Below are 24,811 nucleotides of genomic sequence, written 5' to 3'. Positions count from 1 at the left end.
CGCTTAAAGAGACTCGTTCGAAAAACTATCGGTTTCTCGAGATCAGAAGAAATGCACGATAAGGTCATCGGCACCTTTATCGAACGAGAGTTTTACCATTAATCAACAGATTGGAGTCATGACCCACCATGTCGGCTGGCAAAAACCAGATAATCAATCGAGGTGTCTTTTAATAGCGTTAATGCGGTTTGGACGGCAAGCTTACTTTGTTGGCTCATTCGGCGGCGCATCATCGGCGGGATGGCTTTAAATTCAGTTGAGCCATCTTGTGACCAATCTAAATTTGTGCTCCATGTTTGCCATTCGGCAACGGAATTGAGCCCCGCAGAATTTGCAGACCATTTCTCAATATTAAACGACATTAATTGGGATTGATTTGACATAGAGTATTGATTTGCTTTGGGTCTAACTAAATACTATGCGTGCTTATAAATAAACACAGGTAAGGAATTTAAATGAAATTACTAAAAATAGCCGTTTCAATGTTATTCATATTCGTTCTTGCAGGGTGTGGACGTGTCCACCTGTAATGAATGTTGAGGATACTCCAGTTGCACTTAATCTTCAAAGTAAACAGGTGAAATCAGCTATTTATGAGTCTGCTGAAAACCGAGGCTGGTTGGTTTCAGAAATAAAGCCTGGCTTGATCCGTGCAGAACTGTATGTTCGTTCACACCATGCTGTGATTGAAATTCCTTATAGTGACAAGTTTTACTCTATTCTTTACGTTGAATCAGAGAATTTGAAGTACGACGATGGTGAAATACACCGTAACTACAACCGTTGGGTTAATAACTTAAACGTTGATATTAAACGTAAGCTTGCACAAATGGCAGCTGAGTAATCCTCTATTATTTAAAGTTAGGTTTTTCGTGTCGGAATATAAATTAGATCCATTCAACGCATTAGAAGCAAAAACAGAAGCGCAGAAATTGTCTTTCGCTCCCATTGTTTTTCATACTGCCCGCACACTTCGTGATTTAGGTATCTTGAAAGCGTTAGATGACGCGGGTAATGATGGTTTACCTGCAGAGACTCTTTCGGAAATAACGGGCGTATCTGAGTACGGCGTAAAAGTTCTGCTTGATATGGCGTTAAGTGCTCATATTGTTACTTGGGACAAACCTAACTATAAAATGGCCAACCTTGGTTTTTACCTTCTGCACGATGGTATGACCAACGCAAACATGGATTTCACAGCCGATGTTTGTTACGCAGCGATGATGCATCTAACCGAAGCGATTGAAGAAGGCACACCTGCTGGCCTGAAGGAACTGGGTGATTGGGAAACCATTTACCAAGGCTTGTCTCAATTGCCAGAAAAAGCCAAAGAGAGTTGGTTTAAGTTCGATCACTTCTATTCGGACCGTTCGTTCCCTGTTTTGCTTGAGAAAGTCTTCAGCAAGAAACCTAAATCGCTGGTGGATATCGGCGGTAACACGGGTAAGTGGGCAATGCAGTGCTGCAATCACGATTCAGATGTTGAGGTAACGATTGTTGATTTGCCACAGCAACTAGAAATGGCAATGGCAAACGCGACACAACATGGCCATCGAGACCGAGTTACTCCATTCCCAGCCAACATGCTCGACAAACAGCAAGTACTGCCAACGGGCGCCGATGTGTGGTGGATGAGCCAATTCCTTGATTGCTTCTCGCCAATGGAGATTCTGAGCATATTAAAGCGTGTTCGCTCTCATATGTCAGAAGACGCGACTGTCTATATCCTTGAACTGTTTTGGGATGCACAGAAATACGATGCGGCTTCTTATAGCTTAAACGCGACGTCTCTCTACTTTACCTGCTTGGCAAATGGCAACAGCCGTTTTTACCGCAGTGAAGATTTCTTAGAGATTGTTGAAGAAGCGGGTTTCGAAGTGGTGACTCGTACCGACGATATTGGTCTTGGTCACACGCTTCTTGAATTGAAAGCTGGCACGCAATAAAAAATAACAAACATGGCTTAAATTAATGAAAAAACTGTCAACTCAAGTAGTGATCATCGGAGCTGGGCCATCAGGGTCTATTGCCGCGTCTTTGCTTCATAAAAAAGGCATCGATGTTCGAGTGATTGAAAAGAGCCTTTTCCCGCGCTTTTCTATTGGTGAAAGCCTATTACCTGCTTGCATGGAAGTGATTGAACAAGCTGGGATGAGCGAAGCGGTGGCTGACGCTAATTTCCAATTTAAAGATGGTGCCGCTTTTCGTAAAAATGGTGTGTACACCGCGTTTAATTTTGAAGATAAGTTCTCTGCTGGGCCGGGAACCACGTTTCAGGTTCAACGAGGCGCCTTTGATAAGGTGTTAGCAGACACTGCCGAGGCGCAAGGTGTTGCCATTGATTATCAACATGAGTTGATGGGCATTAACTTCACTGAAGACAGTACCATTTTAGACGTGCAAGTGCTTGATGGAGAACGCTATCAGCTCGAAGCGCAATACGTGCTGGATGGCAGTGGCTTTGGTCGCGTGTTACCGAAGATGCTTGATTTAGAAGAGCCATCATCGCTTCCTCCACGCAAAGCTATTTTTACGCACATTAACGATCATATTTCAGCGACGGAGACAGACCTTGAATATGACCGCAACAAAATTCTGATCTCGGTGCACCCAACCAACCCTGATGTTTGGTATTGGTTGATCCCGTTTAGTAACGGTGTGTCTTCGTTTGGTATTGTCGGGGAGCCTAAGTTCTTTGAATCATACCCACAAGACAAGATTGCCGCGATTAAGCAACTGGCAACAGAAGAGCCCGGTTTGGCTGAGATACTGGCAAATGCAGAGTACCCGAACCCTGCGGGCGAAATTGGTGGTTATTCTGCCAACGTAAAACACCTTGCAACAGACAAGTATGCGCTCTTGGGCAATGCCGGTGAGTTCCTTGACCCTGTGTTTTCATCAGGCGTGACGATTGCGATGAAGTCAGCTCAGTTTGCCGTTGAGTGCGTAGAAAAACAGCTCAATGGTGAAAGAGTTGATTGGGATCGTGATTATGCAGATCCATTGATGACCGGAGTAAACACCTTTCGAACCTATGTCGAGGGATGGTACTCAGGTACCTTGCAGGATGTGATTTTCTATCAAGACCCTAATCCGAAGATTAAGCAAATGGTGTGCTCAATTTTGGCTGGTTACGCATGGGATCAAAGTAACCCCTATGTGAAAGAATCAAAACGCCGACTGACGACACTGTCGGAGATATGCCGAAGCTAGGTGGTCGATTTAAGGTGTAGCAATATGCTAAAGCACCATAATGATAAAGCCTATAAATCAAAACAGCCGCAATGCGGCTGTTTCTGTATCTGCTAAATATGGGAAGTTGATTCTTAGCTTACTCGCTTTACTGAAGTTGGTACTACTTCAGGTCGATGCTGTTCAATCGTCCCATAAAGATAAGTAACTCAATCACATCTTTGTGGGCTTCAAGCAGCGCTCGTTTGGTTTGGCTGTAGGCGGCGAGTCGCCCGTGCTTCCTTATAGAGCATACTTTGGTTCTGTATTTGTATTCACCACTTTCAGAGAATACGCGCCACTTAGCGATGTAGCATTCATCTCGATGTTCGGGATCTGTCTGAGTCGGGTTTGGTTTGAATACTATTTTAGGTTCTAAACTGTGCGGTAAACGTGTCATCAGATAGGGCTCTCTAAGGACTTTTGGCCAAAACTTTCCCCAGAGCTTTCTGCCAAGCTCATCTCTCAACTTGATGGTTTTCTTTAGTGCTTTGTCTTCACCCATACGAACAAAACCGACAGAACGATGTAACACCGTATCTTCAGGAGTATGGATGTGGATTTTAAAAGCGGTTTGGCCTTTCGATATAAATCGATAACCGGTCGCACCAATTAGATTATTCTGGCTCATAGTTTGCTAAATGATGATTATGTTATTAATAAGGTTACGACAAATACGTTAAAACCGAAACTAATCATCATGAAAAAAATAAAGCCTTAACAAAAGTGCTAAGGCTTTATTAGAAACTATGAAGTGAGCTTGTCGCTAACTACATGATTTTCTGCATTACATCACCAATTTGAATGCTTCCAGCAAGACTTGGCTGATCAATCGTGAGCTCGGCTTCATTTTCATACACGCGAGAAACCGTCAGCGTGATATCACTTTGAGAGACCTTATTACGTGGCAAGCCTCGTTGGTCGATAAACGAACCGGTGTGCCACAGTTGCAGTTTGTCACCTTGTTGCACGCCATGCATTCGACCTAAATCAATGGTCACAGTGTTACCAAATACTGCTGCCACCTCTGGAAGCGTGATTTTACATGATACTTCTGATTCTAAGTCCAACATAATATTGCGGCTGACGCGAAGCATCATACTGCCGTAGGTTGATGCCCAGAAACGAGCACTGCGCGTATCAACCTCACTGGTCTTAGCAAAAGGCCATTTTGCCACTTCACGATAGCTACGGTTATAAACCTGATGACCTGTTTTGCCATCGAAGACTTGCATTTCTAAGGCAAACTGGCGGTTTATAATGTCGTCTTTTAGAAGCTTGGATTCAATGGTCGCAGTTAAATCGGTGATATCACCGCCGATAATGTACTGTGCTCCCGTGTCTTGTGCGATCATTTTGATCACTTCCGGTCGACGCTTGTCGATATCGTAATTGGTTGTGCCAACAGAAACAAAGCTACGAGATTCTTGGGCCAGTTGTCGGTCAACGACATGGCTAAAATCATCACCAATATTATAGATTCTGCCCATTACAGCTTGTTGTGGGGAAGTCACATCAATGTTGCCGACCAAAAATGTTTTCTTATATTGGCTCTCATGGCAAGCATTTGCCGAAGGGTAGATGTCGATCCTTGCAGTGATCATTATATTGCCACTGCGTTTCTTCTCTTTTTCTACCAAGATGTAGCGCACTTCATGATTGGTAAATTGAAACTCTTTCTTCTTCGCGTCGAGGTAGGGCGTGAGGTTAGCAATGCTACCAATGTCAGCACCAGAGAACTGGATCGCTTTATATACCGCGTCTTCCAGCGCATGGACTCTTGCGGCTTCCTCTGACGATACGATGGTTGCTGTACCGGTAACTTCATACCAAGAGGCATGAGCACTGAAGCTTATGGTTATCAGTGAACTTATTGAAAATAAGTAAGAAATTATTTTTTTCATCTATTCGTTACCAGTTGGGTATAAATATTGCTTAACAAATAACTATAAGCTTGAAGCTGACTTAAGTGCGTTTTTCTTAATCTGAACCATTAATGAAAAGCAAAGACTGTTCCAACATTGTAATCCATTGAAAAGAATAATGGTGAGAACATATTGGAATAGGTAGCACTAAACATATCTGGAGATTAGAGAATGAAAAAATGGCTCGTAGTAATGAGTGTCATGTTACTGACATCATGCGCTTATTCGCCGATCTATAACGGCAAGTCTGAATATTCAGGCAGTCAGTTTATGTTGATGGACAGCCCTCGTCATACCATGGACTTTTTCGTGGAAAGTATGACTGAAGATTTGATCATTTCGAATACGAGTATTTCAGCAAGAACCCCAATTGCGATTACTTCGTTTGTTGACCTGCAACACATGGACACAACAAACTGGCTAGGTAATTCAGTTTCAGAAGGTTTTATTCATCAGTTTCAGCGTCGTGGCTTCAAGGTGGTTGATTTTAAAACAACCGGTTCGATCCAAGTGACTCACCAAGGTGATTTTGCATTAAGCCGTGATTGGAAAGACTTAGCTCAAGAGCAAGATGTCCAGTACGTGCTGACAGGCACTATGCTTCGTCAAGAGGGCGGTGTTCTAGTTAATGCTCGTGTGGTAGGCATGCAAACTCGTATTGTGGTTGCTTCCGCGCAAGGCTTTTTGCCAGCGGATCGTATTGGTCGAGATCTAGATACTCTGAACAGCATTCGAACTCAAGATGGTGTCATTATTCGTTCTGATCCAACGATGACTCAACCTTACACCGTTATTCTTCGCCCCTAGGAGTTCGAGATGAAGAAGTTAATATTTGTTGTTGCCGCTTTGCTGCTTGTTGGCTGTCAGCCTCTGCAAAACATGAGGCCAGACGATTACTTAGTTGCCGTTGGCTACGCGAGTATCAGTGAGCAAAAGGGACGTAACGACGAGGAAAGGCGCATTCGTGCGATGAGAGCTTCCAAGATCGATGCTTATCGTGAACTTGCTGAACAAGTGTATGGCATGAGAGTGAGCGGCCGAGCAGAGCTTGAAGATCAACGCCTTGGCACTGAACGTACTTCTGGTGCAGTTGATGGCGTAATCCGTGGCGCAGAAGTAGTGCGCAGCTACCCAGTGGGTGATAGCTATGTAACAGAGCTCCAATTAGATATCCGTAAGATGGAACAGCTACGTAATTACGGTGAAGTTCAGGCAGTGCCTGAGAAGAGACAACAAACGTTGTTCTAGTTTTAGGAGCATCCAGTTATAGTTTACCTAATTATATTGGCTGCCACTCGCTTTCCAGATGGCGTATCGGCAACCAATAACGGTTATGACTAAGAAAGCGGCAAGTATGAAAATACTTGCCGCTTTTTTGTGTTTATCGTTTATTAGGGGCATTTACAGGTTTAGAGAGACTTTAACGGTGTAGCGAGAAGGGTAGGCTGAGATACAGATACAGATACAAGCAAGAAGGGTGTTGTGCGAAGAAGATTAAGACCAATTAGGCTTTTACATTGGTTCCCAGCGTAGAAATCGTATGCGTTTGGCCACCGGCATTGTAAGTCATACCAATTTTACCATGGCTTTGCTGCATCATATTGCTGAGTTTTTTGAAACTGAGGTGTGCTCGATTCAAGGCTTCGCCATTGACTAGGTTCGCTTGGTGGCAGTCGTGCACTATGGACTTGATGGTCGCGACTAATTGAGCAAGTTCAGGGTTCTCGGTCAATTCTGAGATATTGGTATGGGTAGCAATTCGTTGATCGGTTGATCTTAGCTGTTCAACAAGGACCACTTTTTCTTTGGCGATTCGCTCAATATCGTTTGATTGTCGGCTCGTAATAGCGGTTTTCTCTGAACTTAGTAATTCAGATAAGGCTTTGGCATTTTGAAGTTGAAAATTAACTAAATCTGCTAGTGCCGCCATAACGTAAACCTATTCATAACCTCGTGTACTTTAAGACAATAACTTCAATGAAAAGTTAGTGTTTTCTTAAAGGCCTTTTAATTCATCTTCGAACTTGATCATGTTGTCAGCCAGTTTCTCTGGATCGACAGTGTATGAACCATTCGCAATCGCTTCTTTTATTGCAGCAACTTTTACAGAGTCAAAGCTTGGTTGTGCTGCCATGTCTTGATGGAGCTGACCAATCGCTTTGCCTTGTTGGCTTAGTGAAACCGCGTCTTTGCTTGCTGGTGATTTAGTTGACACATCAGAACGTGATGCCTCAGAGCTAGAATCAGAGCGTACTGTTGGTCGGTTAGTGGTCGTTAGGGTTTGCCCTGAACGAATATTATCAATGCCTGCCATAGTTAAGCCTTTTTCTTCAAAAATGGGAACCTGTACAGTCAATATCGACCAAGGGTTCGAATACTTTAGCAATTTTTAGCTCAATAGTCGAAAAGGGACAAAACACCGCAGCCGTTATATTTTGGCGTTAAAGTTGAGAGCAAAATAACTAACGATACCGTCAATTTAGAAGTAAAGAGTTAAAAGTAAACCGTGACTTCAGACATGCTGGTAACAATACCTTCAATTATACGCTGTGATTTATCATTTTTCACTCTTACTTGATCACCCATTGAGCCATCCGTAAGTGCAGTCCCTTTGGTGGTAATGGTCATGCCACCTTTTACTGCCTGTATGATAACCTTCTCGTTTCGGCATACGACACAGATATCGCCTCTTTCGACAACATCACCTGGCCTCAGGTTCTTTTTTACCTTAGCGCCGATCACTTGTTGGGGAGCGGTGAAACCTTGGCGACGAAACTTGTTAAGCGAAATCATAGCGGTGGTGACATCGTATTGACCTACGATTTCGCCTCTTGCTAATGAGCGTGTTGTTGTGACTAGTGGTACTGACATTGAAAGACGTACCGGCACGTAAACTCGCCATTCATCAGGAACACATTGCACTAAAACCGTAATGCTACTGCGGGTATTGCTGGTGGTTGAGGCGCTGGTATCTAGAGGAATAGGGCAATCTGTTGCTTTGATTCTAGAGTCCACATTTGCTGAGTTAACAAAGAGTTCGCCGCCTTGTGGCTGCTCAACTGTCTCTAGGATGTGTTGTTCCGCCGCAGACTGAATCATTTCAATTTGCTCTGGAGTCGCAGCTTGTACAAAAAAACTAAACAATATTGATAAAATGCCGATAAACTTAGCGACAGTTTTAAAAGTAGCTCTACACATTGCTATGGAAAAAAGCGGCAGATTTGTTTTATGATATATCATTCCGTTTCTCTAGTGGTTCGTAGCCTGCAGTAGACTAACACTTTTTATACAAAAAAGTTTGATATGGAGATGAGCTCATGACGGGTATTCTTGATTCGGTGAATCAGCGTACGCAACTCGTCGGTCAAAACCGATTAGAATTACTAACCTTTCGCCTAATGGGGCGTCAGCGTTACGGCATTAATGTTTTTAAAGTAAAAGAAGTACTTCAGTGCCCTAAACTGACAAAAATGCCAAACTTGAACCCACTGGTTAAAGGTGTAGCACACATTCGTGGCCAAACGATCTCTGTAATCGATTTGAGCTTAGCGATTGGTGGCCGTCCTACAACGGATGTTGAAAAGTGTTTTGTGGTTATTTCTGAGTTTAACCGAACCATTCAAGGTTTCTTGGTCAGTTCAGTAGAACGCATTATTAACATGCACTGGGAGTCGATTCTTCCGCCGCCAGATGGTGCAGGCAAAGCCCATTACCTGACTGCAGTCACCAACATTGATAATGAGCTGGTAGAAATTCTTGATGTAGAAAAAATTCTAGCGGAGATTTCACCTGTTGATGAAACAATGGATAGCAAAATTGCTGAAGAAATCGCAGAAGTAGAACAAGGTAAAGAATTGGTTCGTCGTATCTTGATTGCTGATGATTCAACCGTTGCTCGTAAGCAGGTTCAGCGTGCGATTGAGTCGATTGGTTTTGAAGTTATTTCAGTGAAAGATGGTAAAGAAGCCTATGAGAAGCTGGTGGAGATGTCATCAGAAGGCAGTATTTACGATCAGATTTCATTGGTGATTTCAGATATCGAAATGCCAGAAATGGATGGCTATACGCTGACTGCTGAGATTCGTCGTCACGCCGAACTTAAAGATCTATACGTAATTTTACACTCATCATTGAGTGGTGTATTTAACCAAGCCATGGTTGAGCGTGTAGGAGCTAACTCCTTCATCGCGAAGTTCAACCCCGATGAGCTTGGTGCAGCGGTAAAAGCTGCGTTAACTAACTAAAAGAGACATTAATGACTGCTATAACAATAAGTGATCAAGAGTATCGCGATTTCAGCCGTTTCTTAGAATCTCAATGTGGCATTGTATTAGGTGACAGCAAACAGTACTTAGTGCGCAGCCGTCTAAGCCCATTAGTAACGAAGTTTAAGTTAGCTTCGTTGTCTGATTTGTTGAGAGATGTAGTAACAGGTCGAAACCGTGAGCTGCGCGTGGCTGCAGTCGATGCCATGACGACGAACGAGACACTTTGGTTCCGTGATACTTACCCGTTTGCTGTGCTTGCGGATAAACTTCTACCGGAAATAGCGGCAAATAAACGTCCTATTAAGATTTGGTCTGCGGCAAGCTCTTCAGGCCAAGAAGCATACTCAATGGCAATGACGATTCTTGAGACTCAAGCTCGTAAGCCAGGTATGTTGCCAAATGTATCGATTACCGCAACTGACATCTCAGCAAGTATGTTGGATATGTGCCGCACTGGCGCGTACGACAACCTTGCATTGGGACGTGGACTTTCTCCTGAGCGTCGTCGTACTTTCTTTGAAGATGCGGGCGATGGCCGTATGAAAGTGAAAGATAACGTTAAGCGCATGGTGAATTTCCGTCCTCAAAACCTGATGGACAGCTATGCATTGTTAGGTAAGTTCGACATCATCTTTTGTCGTAACGTGCTGATTTACTTCTCGCCTGATATGAAATCAAAGGTACTTAACCAGATGGCAAACAGCCTGAATCCTGGTGGTTACCTATTATTGGGTGCGTCTGAATCGTTAACAGGCTTAACGGATCGTTTTGAAATGGTTCGCTGTAATCCAGGCATCATCTACAAATTAAAGTAATGAGTGGCACTAGTACTAGGTGCAACGTTACTGCCTAATTTCAAAACCCAGCCAAGTGCTGGGTTTTCTTTTTCCGGCTTAACCTATATCTTTAAGTCAGAGTGACATTCCAATTTACTCTATTTTTTGGCTTGTATATTGCAAGTTTACCCACGAGTAACCTGTAAAAGTATTGATAGCCCGCTTTGTTTAAAAAGTTGGTATATATATTGCTTTGGTTATCTCATAACAGTCAGTTCTTGAGTTGAGGTTTACATGGCTATTTCTTTTGACAATGCTTTAGGCATTCACCAGCACACAGTTGGTGTACGTGAGCGTAACGCTGAGGTGCTTTCCACCAATATCGCGCAAGCCAACACGCCTGGGTATAAAGCAAAAGGATTAGACTTTAAGAAATCGCTGCAAGCGGCAAGTTCTGGGGCAAGCATTGGTCTTAGCCGTACAGATGGTCGGCACATTTCTGCCTCAACAACGGTGAACGGGGAAACGAAGTATCGAATTCCTACCCAACCTGATACAGGAGATGGCAACACGGTTGATTTGGATTTGGAAAGAAACCTTTTCATGCAAAACCAAATTAGGCATCAAGCCTCTCTCGACTTCCTAGGAAGTAAGTTCAAGAATTTAACTAAAGCGATTAAAGGGGAATAATTAGATGAGTTTATTCAATGTATTCAATGTGACTGGTTCTGCGATGAGTGCTGAATCTGTTCGTCTAAATACGACCTCGAGCAACCTTGCGAACGCGGACAGTGTAAGTAGTTCTGCTGAAGAAACTTACAAGGCTCGCCACGCAGTGTTCGGCGCTGAGTTAAATAAAGCACGCAACAGTGGTCACACTGTGCCTGTGAAAGTATTAGGTATTGTGGAAAGCGATAAGCCGTTGAGCGCGGAGTACAACCCAGATCACCCATTAGCGAATAACGAAGGCTATATCTACAAGCCTAACGTGAACGTTATGGAAGAAATGGCCAACATGATTTCGGCATCACGCGCGTACCAAACAAACGTGCAGGTTGCTGACTCGAGTAAACAAATGCTGCTGCGTACGCTGCAGATGGGTCAATAAGGATAAGGAGGTAGCACATGGCTGGAATCAACAACAATGTTGGTCAAAGCGGCTTGTCCTATGTTGACCAGCTTAAGAGTCTTCAAGATGGCGCGAAAAAGCCCGACGAAACAACAGGTAAGCAGGATCTTAAACAAGAAGACTTCTTATCTTTGTTGACTAAGCAATTAGCCCAACAAGACCCTTTTAAGCCGGTTAGCAATGACCAGATGATTGCGCAAATGGCTTCATTTGCGACCGTAGATGGCATTGGCAAAATGAATACACAGTTTGAAAGCTTGAATTCATCAATGACTTCTAACCAAGCATTACAGGCATCCTCTTTGGTTGGCCGCGATGTATTGGTTCCTGGTGCGGCAGGTGTGAAACCCGGTGATGGCGGTATGGCGTCAATGGTTAAGCTTCCTCAGGCAATGGACAATGTAATCGTCCGTGTTGAGAATGAAGTTGGTCAATTGATTCGCACTTTTGATATCGGCTCTAAACCATCAGGCGACACACGTGTTGAATGGGATGGAAAAGACGAAGACGGTAACCCATTACCGGCTGGTAAATACAACGTGAAAGCGTCGGGTTTACTGGATGGCGAGAACACAGAGTTCCAAGTTTCCAGTTATGCGAACGTGAACAGTGTGCTTCTTGGTAAGGGTGATGGCAACGTACTACTCAATCTGGCTGGTTTTACATCGCCAGTACGACTTGCTGAAGTACTAGAAGTTGGTAAAGCGTAACGCTTTAAAAGAGTGATTATGCTAGCTAGAGAGATTAGGAGAATATTGGAATGTCATATGTAGCTTTGAGCGGCCTATCCGCTGCACAATTAGACTTGAATACAACCAGTAACAATATTGCGAATGCAAACACGTTTGGCTTTAAAGAGTCTCGAGCAGAGTTCGGCGATGTGTATTCAAGCTCGTTGTTTACTAACGGAAAGACTACTCCTGGTGGTGGTGCTCAAGCAAGTAAAGTTGCGCAACAGTTCCACGAAGGTTCAAGTATTTATACAAATAACCCAATGGACCTGCGTGTCAGTGGTACAGGTTTCTTTGCAGTATCGAAAGACCGCATGGTGCCAGAGATCAACGAACTAACGCGTAACGGTGCTTTTCACTTAAATAAAGACAACTTCATGGTAACCTCGAATGATGAATTTCTTCTTGGCTATGCAGTTGATCCCGAAAGTGGGGAAGTATCCTCATATGCACCCAAACCACTTAGTATTCCTGCTGAATTCGGCAAGCCAAAGCAAACTGGAAATATTGAAGTAGGGGTCAACTTACCTGCAAATGGTGATCTTAAAGATCCGGCTGCGTTTAACTTTAATGATTCTGATACGTATAATCGTTCGACATCTTCGACGGTATACGATTCTATGGGTCAGTCTTACAAGTTAACGACTTACTACCTTAAAGATCAAACTCAACCGAATACTTGGCAGACGTACTACACCATGACAGATGGCGAGGGTGAGAAGCCAGTCAACATCACTGGTGGTGATGCGACAAATGCAGCAGGTCAGGTCGGCCATACAATGCGCTTTAATAATGATGGCACTTTAGCTAGCCTTAATAACGGCCAGCCGATTATATCAGAGCAATTAGGAGCCGGTACTACCCCTATTGACTTAAACGGCGCTGATGTAACTCAAACACTTAATTTCAGTCTTGATTCATCAACTCAGTTTGCTGCTCCATTTGAACTAACCAAGTTTAATGAAGATGGTGCGACAACAGGTTTCTTAACAAAAGTAGATTTTGATGAATCAGGTACTGTTCTGGGCACTTACTCAAATGGTGAAAACGTAATGCTTGGTCGTGTTGGCTTGGTTCGTGTACCCAATGAGCAAGGTCTAGATAAGAAAGGCGGCACTCAATGGGACTCTACTAGCTACTCTGGTGATAAGATCTGGGGTGAATCGAACAAAGGTTCATTTGGTAGCATCAATAACGGCTCGTTAGAACAGTCGAACATCGATATGACTCAAGAACTGGTTGATTTGATTTCTGCTCAACGTAACTTCCAAGCGAACTCGCGTTCTCTAGAAGTACACAACCAACTGCAACAGAATATTCTTCAGATTCGTTAATCGTTTCGAGCGTTTGAATCATCTGCGAATACCCAATTCAATGTTATTGAATTGGGTATTGTTGTTGAATTTGATATGGCTGTTTACTTTTCTATTTGCCGCCACTATTGCCGCCCGGTAATGCCACTGGCAACAATTCTTCCTCAATGATCCTTTGATGATCACCTTTCTTGTTTGTTTTCTATTTAAATTATTGATAAATAACAGCTAAAAATATTGGCACAGTGTTTGCTTTATTAGCCCCAGAAGATGATTTTTGGAGCAAAATTATGGATCGCGCACTGTTTCTTGCCATGAGTGGCGCTAAGCAAAATATGCAAGCTTTGCAGCTACGTGCTAACAACCTTGCTAACGTAAGTACAACGGGTTTCCGTGCTGACTTAGCACAAGCACGTTCAATGCAAGCGTACGGTGAAGGCATGCCTACTCGTGTTTTCAGCATGACAGAACGTCCGGGTCATAATTTCGCACAAGGTAGTGTGGTTACCACTGGCCGAGATCTTGATGTCACTATTCAAGGTGATGGTTGGATTTCAGTGATGGATAACACAGGCCGTGAAGGTTTAACGCGTAATGGTAATCTAAAGGTTGACCAAAACGGTTTGTTAACCAATGCAAGCGGTCACTTGGTGTTAGGTGAGAATGACGCGCCAATTACGCTCCCAATCCCGATCAGCAAAGTAGAAATTGGTACAGATGGTACGATTTCGGTGATTCCTCAAGGCGCTCCAGCTGAAGAGTTAGCGATTGTTGACCGTATTAAACTTGTACGCCCAGACAACCAAAGTTTGTTTAAAGATACGAATGGTCTATTCCGTTCGAAAAACCCAGATCAGGCATACGAAGCAGATGCAGCGGTAACGTTGCTTAAAGGTGCTATCGAAGGCAGTAACGTAAATGCTGTAGGTGAAATGACCAGCCTAATTGACTTGCAACGTCAGTTTGAAATGCAGGTCAAGATGATGAGCACGGCAGAGGAAATGGACAAATCGTCTGATTCACTGCTTCGTATGAGCTAATAGAATTTAAAGGAATTTACTATGCATCCAGCATTATGGGTAAGTAAAACAGGTTTAGACGCACAACAAACCAATATCTCAACAATTTCGAATAACCTTGCCAACGCCTCGACCATTGGTTTTAAAAAGAGCCGAGCGGTGTTTGAAGATCTGTTCTATCAGAATATCAACCAGCCAGGTGGCCAATCGTCTCAAAATACTGAGCTGCCTAGTGGCTTGATGTTAGGTGCAGGTTCAAAAGTAGTCGCAACTCAAAAAGTGCACACTCACGGTAACGCGCAAACGACGTCGAACAGCTTAGATATGATGATTGAAGGCGACGGCTTCTTCCAAGTTGAAATGCCAGACGGTGAAACAGGTTACAGCCGAAATGGTCAGTTCACTCTGAACGGTGACGGCGCGATCGTTACATCAGGTCAAGGCTATGCTCTGCAACCAGAAATCGTGATTCCTGAAGATGCGATTTCGGTAACGGTTGGTAACGACGGTGAAGTATCAGTACGTCTACGTGGTGAGCAAAACAACGTCGTGGTTGGCCAAATCACCATCACTGACTTCGTAAACCCAGGTGGTTTAGAGCCTGTAGGTCAAAACCTTTACTTACCAACCGGTGCTAGTGGCGACCCGCAAGAGGGGGTTCCTGGCTTTGATGGCTTAGGTAATATTCGTCAATCGATGCTCGAAACATCGAACGTCAACGTAACCGAAGAGCTGGTGAATATGATTGAAGCTCAACGTGTCTACGAAATGAATTCTAAAGTTATCTCGTCGGTAGACAAGATGATGAGCTTTGTTAACCAACAGCTGTAATTGGTTTATTAGCCATTTACTTATTGATAATTAATAGATTTTTACAATTAACTGACGTGTTTCTACCAATTGATCTATTTACCATTGCCTGCTGAGAGTATATCGCCATGAAACGTATTTTTTGTTTAGCTCTGTTTATGTCTATGACGGGGTGTTCTGTTTTGGATCCTATTGAGACTCCGGCAGAAGAAAACGCAACCACAGTGGTTGATGCCGTGGAAGGTGATAAGTCAGCGCAAGAGAGCTCAGGCATTATCGATACACTTCGTGGTCGAACCGATCCAGTTGCTGGTGACCCAGCATGGGCGCCAATCAATCCAAAAGAAAAACCAGAACACTACGCAGCAGCAACAGGCTCACTGTTCAATGTTAATCACATTGGCAGCATGTATGACGACTCAAAACCTCGTGGTATTGGTGACATCATTACCGTGGCGTTGGACGAGAATACTCGAGCGACCAAGAAAGCCAACGCAGACATGTCTAAGTCGAACGATGCAACGATGGAGCCGCTGGCAGTCGGTGGACAAGAGCTGACAATCGACAAGTACAACTTTTCTTATGATCTGAGCAACACCAACACCTTTGCGGGTGACGCGTCAGCCAACCAAAGTAACAGCATCAGCGGTTACATTACCGTTGAAGTTATCGAAGTATTAGCCAATGGTAACCTAGTCGTTCGTGGCGAAAAGTGGATGACACTGAATACGGGCGATGAGTACATCCGCCTAAGCGGCACCATCCGTCCTGATGATATAGATTTCGAAAATACCATCGCTTCAAACCGTGTTTCTAACGCACGAATTCAGTATTCAGGTACGGGCGTGCAGAAAGATATGCAAGAGCCTGGATTCTTGGCACGATTCTTTAATGTATCTCTGTAGAGCTTGATAGGGCGTCGGGATACTGACAGCCCTCATCAATCACAAATATTTCGCTAAGTTATTATAAACTAAAGCAATACAGACAGGTTACTCAATGAAAAAACTCACACTCGTACTATGCGGCATGCTATTTCTTGCCACCAGTGCCCATGCTGCGCGTATTAAAGACGTGGCAAAAGTGGCGGGTGTTCGTAGTAACCAACTTGTCGGTTATGGTTTGGTTACAGGTTTGCCGGGGACAGGTGAGACAACTCCCTTTACCGATCAAACGTTTAACGCAATGCTGCAAAACTTTGGCATCCAATTGCCGCCCGGCACCAAGCCAAAAACCAAAAACGTAGCGGCAGTAATTGTTACCGCTGAACTTCCGGCATTCTCTAAGCAAGGCCAGGAAGTTGACGTAACAGTGTCTTCTATCGGTTCAGCAAAAAGCCTTCGTGGTGGTACCTTGCTACAGACCTTCCTGAAAGGTCTAGACGGTCAAGTGTATGCGGTCGCGCAAGGTAACTTAGTGGTAAGTGGCTTTAGTGCGCAAGGTAACGACGGTTCCAAGATTGTCGGTAACAACCCTAACGTGGGTATCATCTCTAGCGGTGCAACAGTAGAACAAGAGATCCCAACCCCATTTGGCCGTGGTGACTACATCACCTTTAACCTAATCCAATCAGATTTTACAACGGCGCAGCGCATGACTGATGCGGTTAATAATTTCTTAGGCCCACAAATGGCTTCAGCGGTAGACGCGACGTCTGTAAAAGTTCGTGCTCCTCGAGAAATCAGCCAACGTGTGGCTTTTTTATCGGCCATCGAAAACATTGAATTTGATCCTGCAGAGGGCTCTGCAAAAATCATTGTTAACTCTCGTACCGGTACCATTGTGGTAGGTAAGCACGTTCGTCTAAGAGCGGCGGCGGTCACTCACGGTGGTATGACGGTTGCAATCAAAGAAAATCTAAACGTAAGCCAACCGAATGCATTCTCCGGTGGCCAAACGGTAGTGGTTCCTGATTCTGATATCGAAATCACGGAAGGTGATGGCAAGATGTTCAAATTTGAACCTGGTCTAACGCTGGACGATTTGGTACGCGCAGTCAATGAAGTGGGCGCTGCACCTTCTGATTTAATGGCAATCCTTCAAGCACTGAAACAAGCGGGTGCGATTGAAGGCCAGTTGATCATTATCTAAGGGGTAAAGCATGATTAAGAATAACAATGACATCGGCTTTATTCACGATATCGGTAGCCTAGACCGCCTTCGTCAACAAGCGGTAAACGGTGAAGAAGGCAGCGAGAAAGAAGCATTAACCGCTGCGGCAAAACAGTTTGAATCGATTTTTACCTCGATGTTGTTTAAGTCGATGCGCGATGCTAACTCGAGCTTTAAGTCAGATATGCTGAACAGCCAGAACGAGCAGTTCTATCGTCAGATGCAAGATGACCAAATGGCGAGTGAGTTGAGCGCTTCAGGTTCGTTAGGTCTTGCGGATATGATCGTGGCTCAGCTAAGCGCTGGCCAAGCAAGCGATGCCTCTGAAGAGAAGGTTCGCAGTGAAGGCTTTGATGCTTCATTGCAAAGACCGCAATACTCAGGTCGTTCGGAAGAGAAATTTTCTGAAGTTCAATCAGCTAAGTCAGCAACAGCCATGTCAGCAGCAAAACAACCCGCTTCATTTGATTCGCCAGAATCGTTTGTTACGTCGATGAAGCCTTACGCTGAAAAAGCGGCGAGCGCACTCGGTGTTGACTCGTCATTGCTACTGGCACAAGCGGCACTAGAAACAGGTTGGGGCTCTAAGATGATTAAGAACTCTTTGGGCAACAGTAATAACCTATTCAACATCAAAGCAGACAGAAGTTGGAAGGGTGATAAGGTTGCTACGCAGACGCTTGAGTTCCATGGTAAAACTGCGGTTAAAGAGTCCGCATCTTTCCGTTCTTACTCAAACTTTGAAGATAGCTTTAACGACTATGTGAAGTTCTTGAACGAAAACCCAAGATACGAAACGGCATTGCAGCATCAAGGTAATTCAGAGAATTTCATCAAAGGTATTCACCAAGCAGGTTACGCAACTGACCCTAACTATGCAGACAAGGTTTTACGAGTGAAAGCCAAGATTGATGAGATGAACTAGCGTTATTGAATGTACTTGGGAGCTTGCCATTGGCAGGCTCTTTTCTTATCTATCCCCTCAACGTTTGCTGCGAAGCCCTTAGTTATCTCCTTACACTTCAATAAATTATTGTCTTTTATCTCTCGGTTATCCCTATTGGCACATATATTGCTTTTTAAACTGGTAGTTAATCAGTTTATCCTGATTTTGTTAAGTTTTTTGGGGGCATTATGGCGTCGGATCTTCTGAATGTAGGGGCACAAAGTGTTCTTACTGCTCAGAGACAGCTAAACACCACTGGTCATAACATTTCTAACGCCAACACAGAGGGCTATAGCCGCCAATCTGTGATTCAAGGTGTGAATGACCCGCGTCAGTACGGTGGCCAAAGCTACGGTATGGGTGTGCATGTGGAAAATGTTCGCCGCTCTTGGGACCAATTTGCCGTCAACGAACTTAACCTATCGACAACCAATGCCGCCAATAAAGGCGATACCGAAGCTAACCTCGATATGCTGTCGAGTATGTTGTCATCGGTTGCTTCGAAGAAGATTCCAGAAAACCTTAATGAATGGTTTGATTCGGTTAAAACATTAGCCGATACACCGAATGATGTCGGTGCTCGAAAAGTTGTACTAGAAAAGGCTGGACTACTCAGCAAGACGTTAAATGAATTCCATGAAACGATTCGTCAACAGTCTGATTCTACGAATAAAAAACTAGATATGGGTATCGAGCGAGTTAACCAACTTGCGTACGAGATCCGTGATGTTCAGCGTCTGATGATGCGAACTCCTGGGCCTCATAATGACCTACGAGATCAACACGAAAAGTTGATTAATGAGCTTTCTGGTTACACCAAAGTCACGGTGACACCACGCTCAAATGCCGAAGGGTTTAATGTCCATATTGGTAATGGGCACACCTTGGTCTCTGGTAGTGAAGCGAGCCAACTGAAGATGGTTGATGGCTTACCCGATGCACATCAGCGTCGCCTAGCGATTGTTGAAGGTAAGTCTTTAAAACCGATCACCAGCAGTGATATCGACGGAAAAATCGGCGCCATGCTAGACATGCGTGACGAACATACCCCGGCAATCATGGATGAGCTTGGTCGTTTGGCGACCGCGTTTTCATATGAGGTAAATAGTCTTCAAGAACAAGGTTTGGATCTTAACGGCAACGTAGGTAAGGACTTGTTTACCGACGTGAACTCAGAGCTGGTGGCAAAATCTCGTGTCACGGCTAGCGGGCAATCGAAAGCAGATGTTGCGGTATACATTGATGATACCTCTGCCTTAAAAGGCGGTGAGTATGGCCTGAAATACGATGGCAGTGATTATGTCGTGACTAAGCCGAACGGTGAGACCGTTAAGATGGCGACCGACTCTAGCGGTAGTGCTTTTTATCTTGATGGCATGCGAGTGGAAGTCCGTAATCCTCCTGAACTAGGAGAGAAGCTGTTACTGCGTCCAACGCGTAATTTTGCTGCTCAAATACAAATGGAAACCAAAGACCCGACAGACATTGCCGCACAAAGTTATGAAGCTTCGACCACGTTTGCTAAAGGTACTGCTGGTTTCAAAATCCTAGAAGCAGGTCAACTGCGTGAGTTCGAAGTGATTGTGTCACCAAAGGGTGAGCAGTTTGCTGTGACGGATCCGAAGGGTAACATTTTAATGCAGCCGCAACCGTATCCGCCACAAGGGCCAGTGACCATCAACGGTACAACGTTTGAGCTCACACCCGGCGCGGTGGCAAACGATAAGTTTACGGCAAACCTTGTCCCATCAGAAGGTGACAACGGTAACCTGCGTAAGCTGCAAGATCTTCAAACAGGAAAGCTGTTGAATGATGGTGAGTCTACGATTTTAGACCTTTACCACAACTTGAATACTAATACGGGCTTGAAGTCTTCAACGGCAAATCGCTTGAGTGATATTGCGACGTTAGAAAAACAGTCGGCTCAAGAACGTATAGCTTCTATCTCGGGAGTAAACCTCGATGAAGAAGCGGCAAATATGATGAAATTTCAGCAAGCGTATATGGCTTCTTCACGCATCATGCAAGCAGCCAACGATACGTTCAATACTATTTTGGCTCTGAGATAGGAAGGTATAAATGTTGAATCGTATCTCTAGCTTCCATAATTATCAGTCAGTACAAAATGACTTGCGCCGTCAAGAGAACAAGGTGCATCACAACCAAGCACAACTTGCTTCCGGTAAGAAGTTACAGTCGCCAAGTGATGACCCATTGGCGACGCACTATTTGCAGAACATTGGTCAGCAGTCAGAACAACTAAAGCAATATAGCGACGCAATAGTCTTGGTTCGTAATCGATTAGAACATCAAGAAGTTATGATTTCTAATTCAGAGGATTTTGCTGATGAAGCCAAACGTACCGTGATGGAAATGGTCAACGGTTCATTATCTCCAGAAGACCGCCTTGCAAAGAGACGTGAAATTCAAGAGTTAGCTAGTAATTTTTTGCATATGTCTAACTCCCAAGATGAGTCAGGTAACTATACATTTGCAGGTACAAAACCTAAGAATCAGCCATTTTTCCGAGATAACAAGGGCCATGTCAGTTATGCCGGAGACGATTATCAACGCAAGATGCGTGTGGCAAGCAGTTTTGAAATGGCGATGAATGATCCGGGTAGCAAGTTGTTTATGGAGATCGATAATCCATTCGGTGATTATGAACCTCAATATGATTTGCAGCCAGCCTCCGCATTGCTACTTGAAAGAGCAACAAATGAATCTTTTCAAGACGAATCAACCTACAAAATTACTTTTGTAGATATGCAAAATGGCAAATTTGCTTATCAACTCGAAAAAGATGGCAGTACGGTGTCTGTAGAAGATTTTGAACCATCTAAAGGTATTGAATATGAAGGTTTGAGTATTCAAATCAAAGGTCAAATAACCAAAGGCGACTCGATTACTTTGGAGCCAAGAAGCTCATTTTCAATATTTGACACCTTCAAAGATGCAGCAGAACTTGCAGAATCATCAGTGTCTGATGCATCAGCGACGGCAAAATTGCAACAAGCAACCGAAGAGTTCCATGCTGCGTTTATTCATTTGACCAAAGCGAGAACGGATGTCGGTGCGAGATTGAATACGCTCGATATCCAAGAACAGCAACATGAAGATTTTAAGTTGTCCTTAGCGAAAGCGAAAAGCAACTTTGAAGACTTGGATTACTCGAAAGCCATCATTGAGTTCAATGAAAACTCTCGAGCATTGCAAGCTTCTCAACAAGCGTTTGGTAAAACCAAAGACCTGACCTTGTTTAACTATATTTAATGATCAATCGGTATTTAGTGGTGAACTAACACTCACCATTGAAGTTAGATTCTTTGCCATATGTGCTAAGCCGTATGAGCGAATCACTTCAATCTTTGCCGGTTTTTCATACAGGATATCATCTGTTTGAAAATAGCGGCAAAAAACGGCAATAAGGAAGGTGAATGTTTTTCATCTTCTGATATTAGAAAATCATAATTGCGCAGTGTTGTTTGTAAGTTTTTGATTTTTAGATAATTAAAAAATTATTTATATGATATTAAACTTGGCATACAACTTGTATCTGTGTTGGTTATAAATGATTAATACAGATCTTAAACCTTGTATAGGGTTTATCGAGTAATACACGGTCAGTGCTTATCCATATGAGAGTAAAGCTGGCCGCTTCGCAGAAACTTTGCGGACTCATAAGGAGAGCAAAATGGCTATCAATGTAAGCACTAACGTTTCTGCTATGACAGCACAACGTTACCTGAATAAAGCATCTAATGACTTGGCGACCTCTATGGAACGTTTGTCATCTGGGCATAAAATCAACAGCGCGAAAGACGATGCAGCCGGTCTGCAAATCTCTAACCGTTTAACGGCACAATCACGTGGTTTAGACGTTGCAATGCGTAATGCCAATGATGGTATTTCAATTGCACAAACCGCTGAAGGCGCGATGAATGAATCAACCAACGTACTACAACGTATGCGTGATCTGGCGATTCAATCATCAAACGGAACGAACACCGCAGCTGAACGTACCGCGCTAAACGAAGAGTCTTCGGCACTTCAAGATGAGCTTAACCGTATCGCAGAGACAACCTCGTTTGGTGGTCGTCGTCTGTTGAATGGATCATTTGGTGAAGCATCATTCCAGATTGGTTCTAGCTCTGGTGAAGCGATGATTATGGGCCTTACTAGTGTTCGTGCTGATGATTTCCGTATGGGTGGCACAACGTTTGATTCTGAAAACGGCAAAGACAAGAGCTGGGAAGTGCCTGCACAAGCTCGCGATCTTAAGTTCGAATTCAGAACCAAAGCGGGTGAAGATATCGTTTTAGATATCAATACCAAAGCGGGTGATGATATCGAAGAGCTTGCGACTTACATTAATGGTCAATCTGATCTTGTGAACGCATCGGTTACCGATGATGGCCGCATTCAACTGTTCGTTGCTGAACCTGACCTTGAAGGGGCTATGTCTATTTCTGGTGGCTTAGCTTCTGAGTTAGGAATCAAGAGTGAAGGTCGTGCAACATCGGTTCAAGATATTAGTTTGATGAGCGTAGCAGGATCACAGAATGCTATTAGCGTGATTGATTCTGCAATGAAATACGTAGATTCACAGCGTGCTGATTTGGGTGCAAAACAGAACCGTCTAAGCCACAGTATTAATAACTTGGCAAACGTACAAGAGAACGTAGACGCTTCAAACAGCCGAATCAAAGATACGGACTTTGCGAAAGAGACGACGCAAATGACCAAATCACAAATTCTGCAACAAGCAGGTACTTCGATACTTGCTCAAGCGAAACAGTTGCCTAACTCTGCGATGTCACTATTGCAATAGTTATTGGTTGAACTCGCTGCTCGTGTTCAGACGTGAGCCATGCAGCAAGGGAAACTGGCAAGCATACTTACTATTGAGTGTTTAGCTCTCTCATCTCTCACCTGCTATCCATTTTTACAGTAAGAATGCAACGGCAAGTCGGAAATGTGTTCATTTCTCGATGATCTCCACACAGGCTCTGACGCGCCAACTAGCCCCGGTTCTCTCAAAGGAAAAGGGGCTTTTTCCTTTCTGTATTTCTTGTTTTTGCTATTTACTTTCCTGCGAATTTTCTCGCTCTACCTTTTTCAAATCTCTATTTGACTGTTCTTCTTCACGATAAATAATTTCATCTATTACACAAGATCTGCCTAACTCGGAGATCTTTGGCGATTGATCATTTCTCCACCTTGAGTAACTTAGACTGAAATTCGTACATTTCTCAAACAGATTAAGATCTTTTCTCAATTGAAAGCTATCGCTGTATTAGAAAGTGATGAAAATTAAGTTGTTGATAAATATTAAATTAATAATTTTTTTGTGGTTTTTTGAAAGTTTTTCTAAAGCTTCTGATTTTCGCGCCGTTATTAAAAGTAACTTTGAGAGAACTACTTGGTTTTCCGAGACGTCGGAAACCGCTATACCGGAAAATCAATTGGAGAAATCACCATGGCAGTGAATGTAAATACCAACGTTTCAGCGATGACAGCGCAACGTTACTTAAACAACGCAAACAGCGCACAACAAACATCAATGGAGCGTCTAGCTTCTGGCTCAAAAATCAACAGCGCAAAAGATGACGCTGCGGGCCTACAAATCTCTAACCGTTTGAACGTTCAGAGCCGCGGTCTTGATGTTGCTGTACGTAACGCGAACGACGGTATCTCAATTGCACAAACTGCTGAAGGTGCAATGAACGAGACAACGAACATCCTGCAACGTATGCGTGATTTGTCTCTACAGTCTTCAAACGGCTCAAACTCAAAATCTGAGCGTGTAGCGATTCAAGAAGAAGTAACTGCGCTTAACAATGAACTTAACCGTATCGCAGAAACCACATCTTTCGGTGGTAACAAACTCATTAATGGCACTTACGGAACTCAGTCATTCCAAATCGGTGCGGACAACGGTGAAGCGGTAATGCTTCAACTGAAAGATATGCGCTCTGATAACGCTCAGATGGGTGGTAAGAGCTACCAAACTGAGAACGCGAAAGATAAAGATTGGAACGTTCAATCAGGCTCTAACGACCTAAAAATGTCGTTCACTGATAACTTCGGTCAAGCACAAGAAATCGACATCAGCGCAAAAGCGGGTGACGACATTGAAGAGCTAGCAACGTACATCAACGGTCAACAAGATTCTGTTAAAGCATCTGTAACTGAAGACGGCAAGCTACAAATGTTCACTGGCAACAACAAAGTGAGCGGCGATGTGTCTTTCTCTGGTGGTCTTGCTGGTGAGTTAGGTATTCAAGCAGGTAAAGACGTAACGGTTGACACTATCGATGTAACATCAGTTGGCGGCGCACAAGAGTCTGTAGCTGTTATCGATGCGGCACTTAAGTATGTAGACAGCCACCGTGCTGAATTGGGTGCTTTCCAAAACCGTTTCGTCCACGCTATCAGCAACTTAGACAACATTAACGAGAACGTTAACGCATCTAAGAGCCGTATTAAAGATACCGATTTCGCGAAAGAAACGACTCAGATGACTAAGTCTCAGATCCTTTCTCAAGCTT

25 protein-coding genes and 2 pseudogenes are annotated in these 24,811 nt (G+C 43.8%); 21 read left to right on the top strand and 6 right to left on the bottom strand.

Going from position 1 to position 24,811, the window contains the following annotated elements; all coding sequences use genetic code 11:
- Positions 1–102 (top strand): IS1 family transposase (locus H5300_RS17790; protein WP_220503464.1); only part of this gene is annotated, 102 nt, incomplete at its 5' end.
- A gap of 23 nt (positions 103–125) precedes the next feature.
- Here H5300_RS17790 and H5300_RS17785 read toward each other — a convergent pair.
- Positions 126–383 (bottom strand): annotated as a pseudogene (locus H5300_RS17785) (beta-ketoacyl synthase chain length factor); the annotation flags it as partial.
- Positions 384–455: 72 nt separating this feature from the next.
- Between H5300_RS17785 and H5300_RS17780 the strand changes: the two are divergent.
- The 3 genes and pseudogenes from H5300_RS17780 to H5300_RS17770 all read left to right on the top strand — a co-directional run bounded on the left by H5300_RS17780 (position 456) and on the right by H5300_RS17770 (position 3,213).
- A pseudogene (locus H5300_RS17780) lies at positions 456–844 on the top strand (hypothetical protein).
- A gap of 28 nt (positions 845–872) precedes the next feature.
- The gene (locus H5300_RS17775) at positions 873–1,946 is read left to right on the top strand and encodes a methyltransferase (protein WP_017085302.1); all 1,074 of its coding nucleotides are present in this window, start codon (positions 873–875) and stop codon (positions 1,944–1,946) included.
- A gap of 25 nt (positions 1,947–1,971) precedes the next feature.
- Entirely contained in the window at positions 1,972–3,213 is a 1,242-nt protein-coding gene (locus H5300_RS17770; protein ID WP_017085301.1) for an NAD(P)/FAD-dependent oxidoreductase, read from the top strand.
- A 142-nt stretch (positions 3,214–3,355) separates the two neighbouring features.
- Here the strand turns inward: H5300_RS17770 and H5300_RS17765 are convergent, their stop codons facing one another.
- Positions 3,356–3,862: a hypothetical protein gene (locus tag H5300_RS17765; RefSeq protein WP_017084506.1), complete on the bottom strand. Its 507-nt coding sequence runs from the start codon at positions 3,860–3,862 to the stop codon at positions 3,356–3,358.
- 139 nt (positions 3,863–4,001) lie between these two features.
- Positions 4,002–5,135: a flagellar assembly protein FlgT gene (locus H5300_RS17760; RefSeq protein ID WP_017076832.1), complete on the bottom strand. Its 1,134-nt coding sequence runs from the start codon at positions 5,133–5,135 to the stop codon at positions 4,002–4,004.
- Positions 5,136–5,327: 192 nt separating this feature from the next.
- Here H5300_RS17760 and H5300_RS17755 point away from each other — a divergent pair, with 192 nt between their 5' ends.
- On the top strand, positions 5,328–5,963 hold the full coding sequence (locus tag H5300_RS17755) for a FlgO family outer membrane protein (RefSeq protein ID WP_004736167.1): 636 nt from the start codon (positions 5,328–5,330) through the stop codon (positions 5,961–5,963).
- A 9-nt stretch (positions 5,964–5,972) separates the two neighbouring features.
- The gene (gene flgP / locus H5300_RS17750) at positions 5,973–6,404 is read left to right on the top strand and encodes a flagellar assembly lipoprotein FlgP (RefSeq protein WP_004736169.1); all 432 of its coding nucleotides are present in this window, start codon (positions 5,973–5,975) and stop codon (positions 6,402–6,404) included.
- Positions 6,405–6,660: 256 nt separating this feature from the next.
- On the opposite strand, the gene H5300_RS17745 is transcribed toward flgP, so the two are convergent.
- The 3 genes from H5300_RS17745 to flgA form a co-directional block, all read right to left on the bottom strand.
- Complete coding sequence (locus H5300_RS17745) at positions 6,661–7,086, bottom strand: flagella synthesis protein FlgN (protein ID WP_004736170.1); 426 nt, start codon at positions 7,084–7,086, stop codon at positions 6,661–6,663.
- A 66-nt stretch (positions 7,087–7,152) separates the two neighbouring features.
- Entirely contained in the window at positions 7,153–7,470 is a 318-nt protein-coding gene (flgM, locus tag H5300_RS17740; RefSeq protein ID WP_004736171.1) for a flagellar biosynthesis anti-sigma factor FlgM, read from the bottom strand.
- Positions 7,471–7,649: 179 nt separating this feature from the next.
- A complete protein-coding gene (gene flgA / locus H5300_RS17735; protein ID WP_017085300.1) occupies positions 7,650–8,396 on the bottom strand; it encodes a flagellar basal body P-ring formation chaperone FlgA in 747 nt (248 codons plus the stop codon).
- 77 nt (positions 8,397–8,473) lie between these two features.
- Between flgA and H5300_RS17730 the strand changes: the two genes are divergently transcribed.
- From H5300_RS17730 to H5300_RS17660, 15 genes are all read left to right on the top strand, one after another.
- Positions 8,474–9,400: a chemotaxis protein CheV gene (locus tag H5300_RS17730; RefSeq protein WP_004736173.1), complete on the top strand. Its 927-nt coding sequence runs from the start codon at positions 8,474–8,476 to the stop codon at positions 9,398–9,400.
- 11 nt (positions 9,401–9,411) lie between these two features.
- Positions 9,412–10,239 carry a protein-glutamate O-methyltransferase gene (locus H5300_RS17725; protein ID WP_004736174.1) on the top strand — a complete coding sequence of 276 codons (828 nt, stop codon included), beginning with the start codon at positions 9,412–9,414 and terminating at the stop codon, positions 10,237–10,239.
- 255 nt (positions 10,240–10,494) lie between these two features.
- Complete coding sequence (gene flgB / locus H5300_RS17720; RefSeq protein WP_004736175.1) at positions 10,495–10,890, top strand: flagellar basal body rod protein FlgB; 396 nt, start codon at positions 10,495–10,497, stop codon at positions 10,888–10,890.
- 4 nt (positions 10,891–10,894) lie between these two features.
- Positions 10,895–11,308, top strand: coding sequence for a flagellar basal body rod protein FlgC (flgC, locus tag H5300_RS17715; RefSeq protein WP_004736176.1), 414 nt, complete (start codon positions 10,895–10,897; stop codon positions 11,306–11,308).
- Positions 11,309–11,325: 17 nt separating this feature from the next.
- A complete protein-coding gene (gene flgD, locus H5300_RS17710) occupies positions 11,326–12,039 on the top strand; it encodes a flagellar hook assembly protein FlgD (RefSeq protein ID WP_017085299.1) in 714 nt (237 codons plus the stop codon).
- Between the two features lie 50 nt (positions 12,040–12,089).
- On the top strand, positions 12,090–13,394 hold the full coding sequence (flgE, locus tag H5300_RS17705; RefSeq protein WP_017085298.1) for a flagellar hook protein FlgE: 1,305 nt from the start codon (positions 12,090–12,092) through the stop codon (positions 13,392–13,394).
- 269 nt (positions 13,395–13,663) lie between these two features.
- Positions 13,664–14,413, top strand: a complete 750-nt coding sequence (locus H5300_RS17700) for a flagellar basal body rod protein FlgF (protein ID WP_004736179.1) — start codon at positions 13,664–13,666, stop codon at positions 14,411–14,413.
- Positions 14,414–14,434: 21 nt separating this feature from the next.
- Positions 14,435–15,223: a flagellar basal-body rod protein FlgG gene (gene flgG, locus H5300_RS17695; protein ID WP_004736180.1), complete on the top strand. Its 789-nt coding sequence runs from the start codon at positions 14,435–14,437 to the stop codon at positions 15,221–15,223.
- Positions 15,224–15,330: 107 nt separating this feature from the next.
- A complete protein-coding gene (gene flgH / locus H5300_RS17690; protein ID WP_017076829.1) occupies positions 15,331–16,107 on the top strand; it encodes a flagellar basal body L-ring protein FlgH in 777 nt (258 codons plus the stop codon).
- 94 nt (positions 16,108–16,201) lie between these two features.
- Complete coding sequence (locus tag H5300_RS17685) at positions 16,202–17,293, top strand: flagellar basal body P-ring protein FlgI (protein ID WP_182796531.1); 1,092 nt, start codon at positions 16,202–16,204, stop codon at positions 17,291–17,293.
- A 10-nt stretch (positions 17,294–17,303) separates the two neighbouring features.
- Positions 17,304–18,239 carry a flagellar assembly peptidoglycan hydrolase FlgJ gene (gene flgJ, locus H5300_RS17680; RefSeq protein WP_182796530.1) on the top strand — a complete coding sequence of 312 codons (936 nt, stop codon included), beginning with the start codon at positions 17,304–17,306 and terminating at the stop codon, positions 18,237–18,239.
- Positions 18,240–18,448: 209 nt separating this feature from the next.
- Complete coding sequence (gene flgK, locus H5300_RS17675; RefSeq protein ID WP_182796529.1) at positions 18,449–20,329, top strand: flagellar hook-associated protein FlgK; 1,881 nt, start codon at positions 18,449–18,451, stop codon at positions 20,327–20,329.
- Positions 20,330–20,339: 10 nt separating this feature from the next.
- Positions 20,340–21,533 (top strand): flagellar hook-associated protein FlgL, encoded by a 1,194-nt coding sequence (flgL, locus tag H5300_RS17670; protein WP_182796528.1) that lies wholly within the window; start codon positions 20,340–20,342, stop codon positions 21,531–21,533.
- 421 nt (positions 21,534–21,954) lie between these two features.
- Positions 21,955–23,091 carry a flagellin gene (locus H5300_RS17665; RefSeq protein ID WP_017062253.1) on the top strand — a complete coding sequence of 379 codons (1,137 nt, stop codon included), beginning with the start codon at positions 21,955–21,957 and terminating at the stop codon, positions 23,089–23,091.
- 648 nt (positions 23,092–23,739) lie between these two features.
- On the top strand, positions 23,740–24,811 hold a 1,072-nt coding region (locus H5300_RS17660), incomplete at its 3' end, for a flagellin (RefSeq protein WP_182796527.1).

It is taken from the genome of Vibrio sp. SG41-7, from assembly GCF_014164465.1.
Lineage (GTDB): Bacteria > Pseudomonadota > Gammaproteobacteria > Enterobacterales > Vibrionaceae > Vibrio > Vibrio splendidus.
The sequence above is the reverse complement of the archived record's forward strand: the minus strand, read 5'-3'. Positions and strand labels throughout refer to the sequence as shown.

Excerpts from the sequence above, each read along its gene's own strand:
- H5300_RS17770 (WP_017085301.1), top strand. The coding sequence starts at position 1,972 with ATGAAAAAACTGTCAACTCAAGTAGTGATCATCGGAGCTGGGCCATCA.
- H5300_RS17765 (WP_017084506.1), bottom strand. The coding sequence starts at position 3,862 with ATGAGCCAGAATAATCTAATTGGTGCGACCGGTTATCGATTTATATCG.
- H5300_RS17760 (WP_017076832.1), bottom strand. The coding sequence starts at position 5,135 with ATGAAAAAAATAATTTCTTACTTATTTTCAATAAGTTCACTGATAACC.
- H5300_RS17755 (WP_004736167.1), top strand. The coding sequence starts at position 5,328 with ATGAAAAAATGGCTCGTAGTAATGAGTGTCATGTTACTGACATCATGC.
- flgP (WP_004736169.1), top strand. The coding sequence starts at position 5,973 with ATGAAGAAGTTAATATTTGTTGTTGCCGCTTTGCTGCTTGTTGGCTGT.
- H5300_RS17745 (WP_004736170.1), bottom strand. The coding sequence starts at position 7,086 with ATGGCGGCACTAGCAGATTTAGTTAATTTTCAACTTCAAAATGCCAAA.
- flgM (WP_004736171.1), bottom strand. The coding sequence starts at position 7,470 with ATGGCAGGCATTGATAATATTCGTTCAGGGCAAACCCTAACGACCACT.
- flgA (WP_017085300.1), bottom strand. The coding sequence starts at position 8,396 with ATGATATATCATAAAACAAATCTGCCGCTTTTTTCCATAGCAATGTGT.
- H5300_RS17730 (WP_004736173.1), top strand. The coding sequence starts at position 8,474 with ATGACGGGTATTCTTGATTCGGTGAATCAGCGTACGCAACTCGTCGGT.
- H5300_RS17725 (WP_004736174.1), top strand. The coding sequence starts at position 9,412 with ATGACTGCTATAACAATAAGTGATCAAGAGTATCGCGATTTCAGCCGT.
- flgB (WP_004736175.1), top strand. The coding sequence starts at position 10,495 with ATGGCTATTTCTTTTGACAATGCTTTAGGCATTCACCAGCACACAGTT.
- flgC (WP_004736176.1), top strand. The coding sequence starts at position 10,895 with ATGAGTTTATTCAATGTATTCAATGTGACTGGTTCTGCGATGAGTGCT.
- flgD (WP_017085299.1), top strand. The coding sequence starts at position 11,326 with ATGGCTGGAATCAACAACAATGTTGGTCAAAGCGGCTTGTCCTATGTT.
- flgE (WP_017085298.1), top strand. The coding sequence starts at position 12,090 with ATGTCATATGTAGCTTTGAGCGGCCTATCCGCTGCACAATTAGACTTG.
- H5300_RS17700 (WP_004736179.1), top strand. The coding sequence starts at position 13,664 with ATGGATCGCGCACTGTTTCTTGCCATGAGTGGCGCTAAGCAAAATATG.
- flgG (WP_004736180.1), top strand. The coding sequence starts at position 14,435 with ATGCATCCAGCATTATGGGTAAGTAAAACAGGTTTAGACGCACAACAA.
- flgH (WP_017076829.1), top strand. The coding sequence starts at position 15,331 with ATGAAACGTATTTTTTGTTTAGCTCTGTTTATGTCTATGACGGGGTGT.
- H5300_RS17685 (WP_182796531.1), top strand. The coding sequence starts at position 16,202 with ATGAAAAAACTCACACTCGTACTATGCGGCATGCTATTTCTTGCCACC.
- flgJ (WP_182796530.1), top strand. The coding sequence starts at position 17,304 with ATGATTAAGAATAACAATGACATCGGCTTTATTCACGATATCGGTAGC.
- flgK (WP_182796529.1), top strand. The coding sequence starts at position 18,449 with ATGGCGTCGGATCTTCTGAATGTAGGGGCACAAAGTGTTCTTACTGCT.
- flgL (WP_182796528.1), top strand. The coding sequence starts at position 20,340 with ATGTTGAATCGTATCTCTAGCTTCCATAATTATCAGTCAGTACAAAAT.
- H5300_RS17665 (WP_017062253.1), top strand. The coding sequence starts at position 21,955 with ATGGCTATCAATGTAAGCACTAACGTTTCTGCTATGACAGCACAACGT.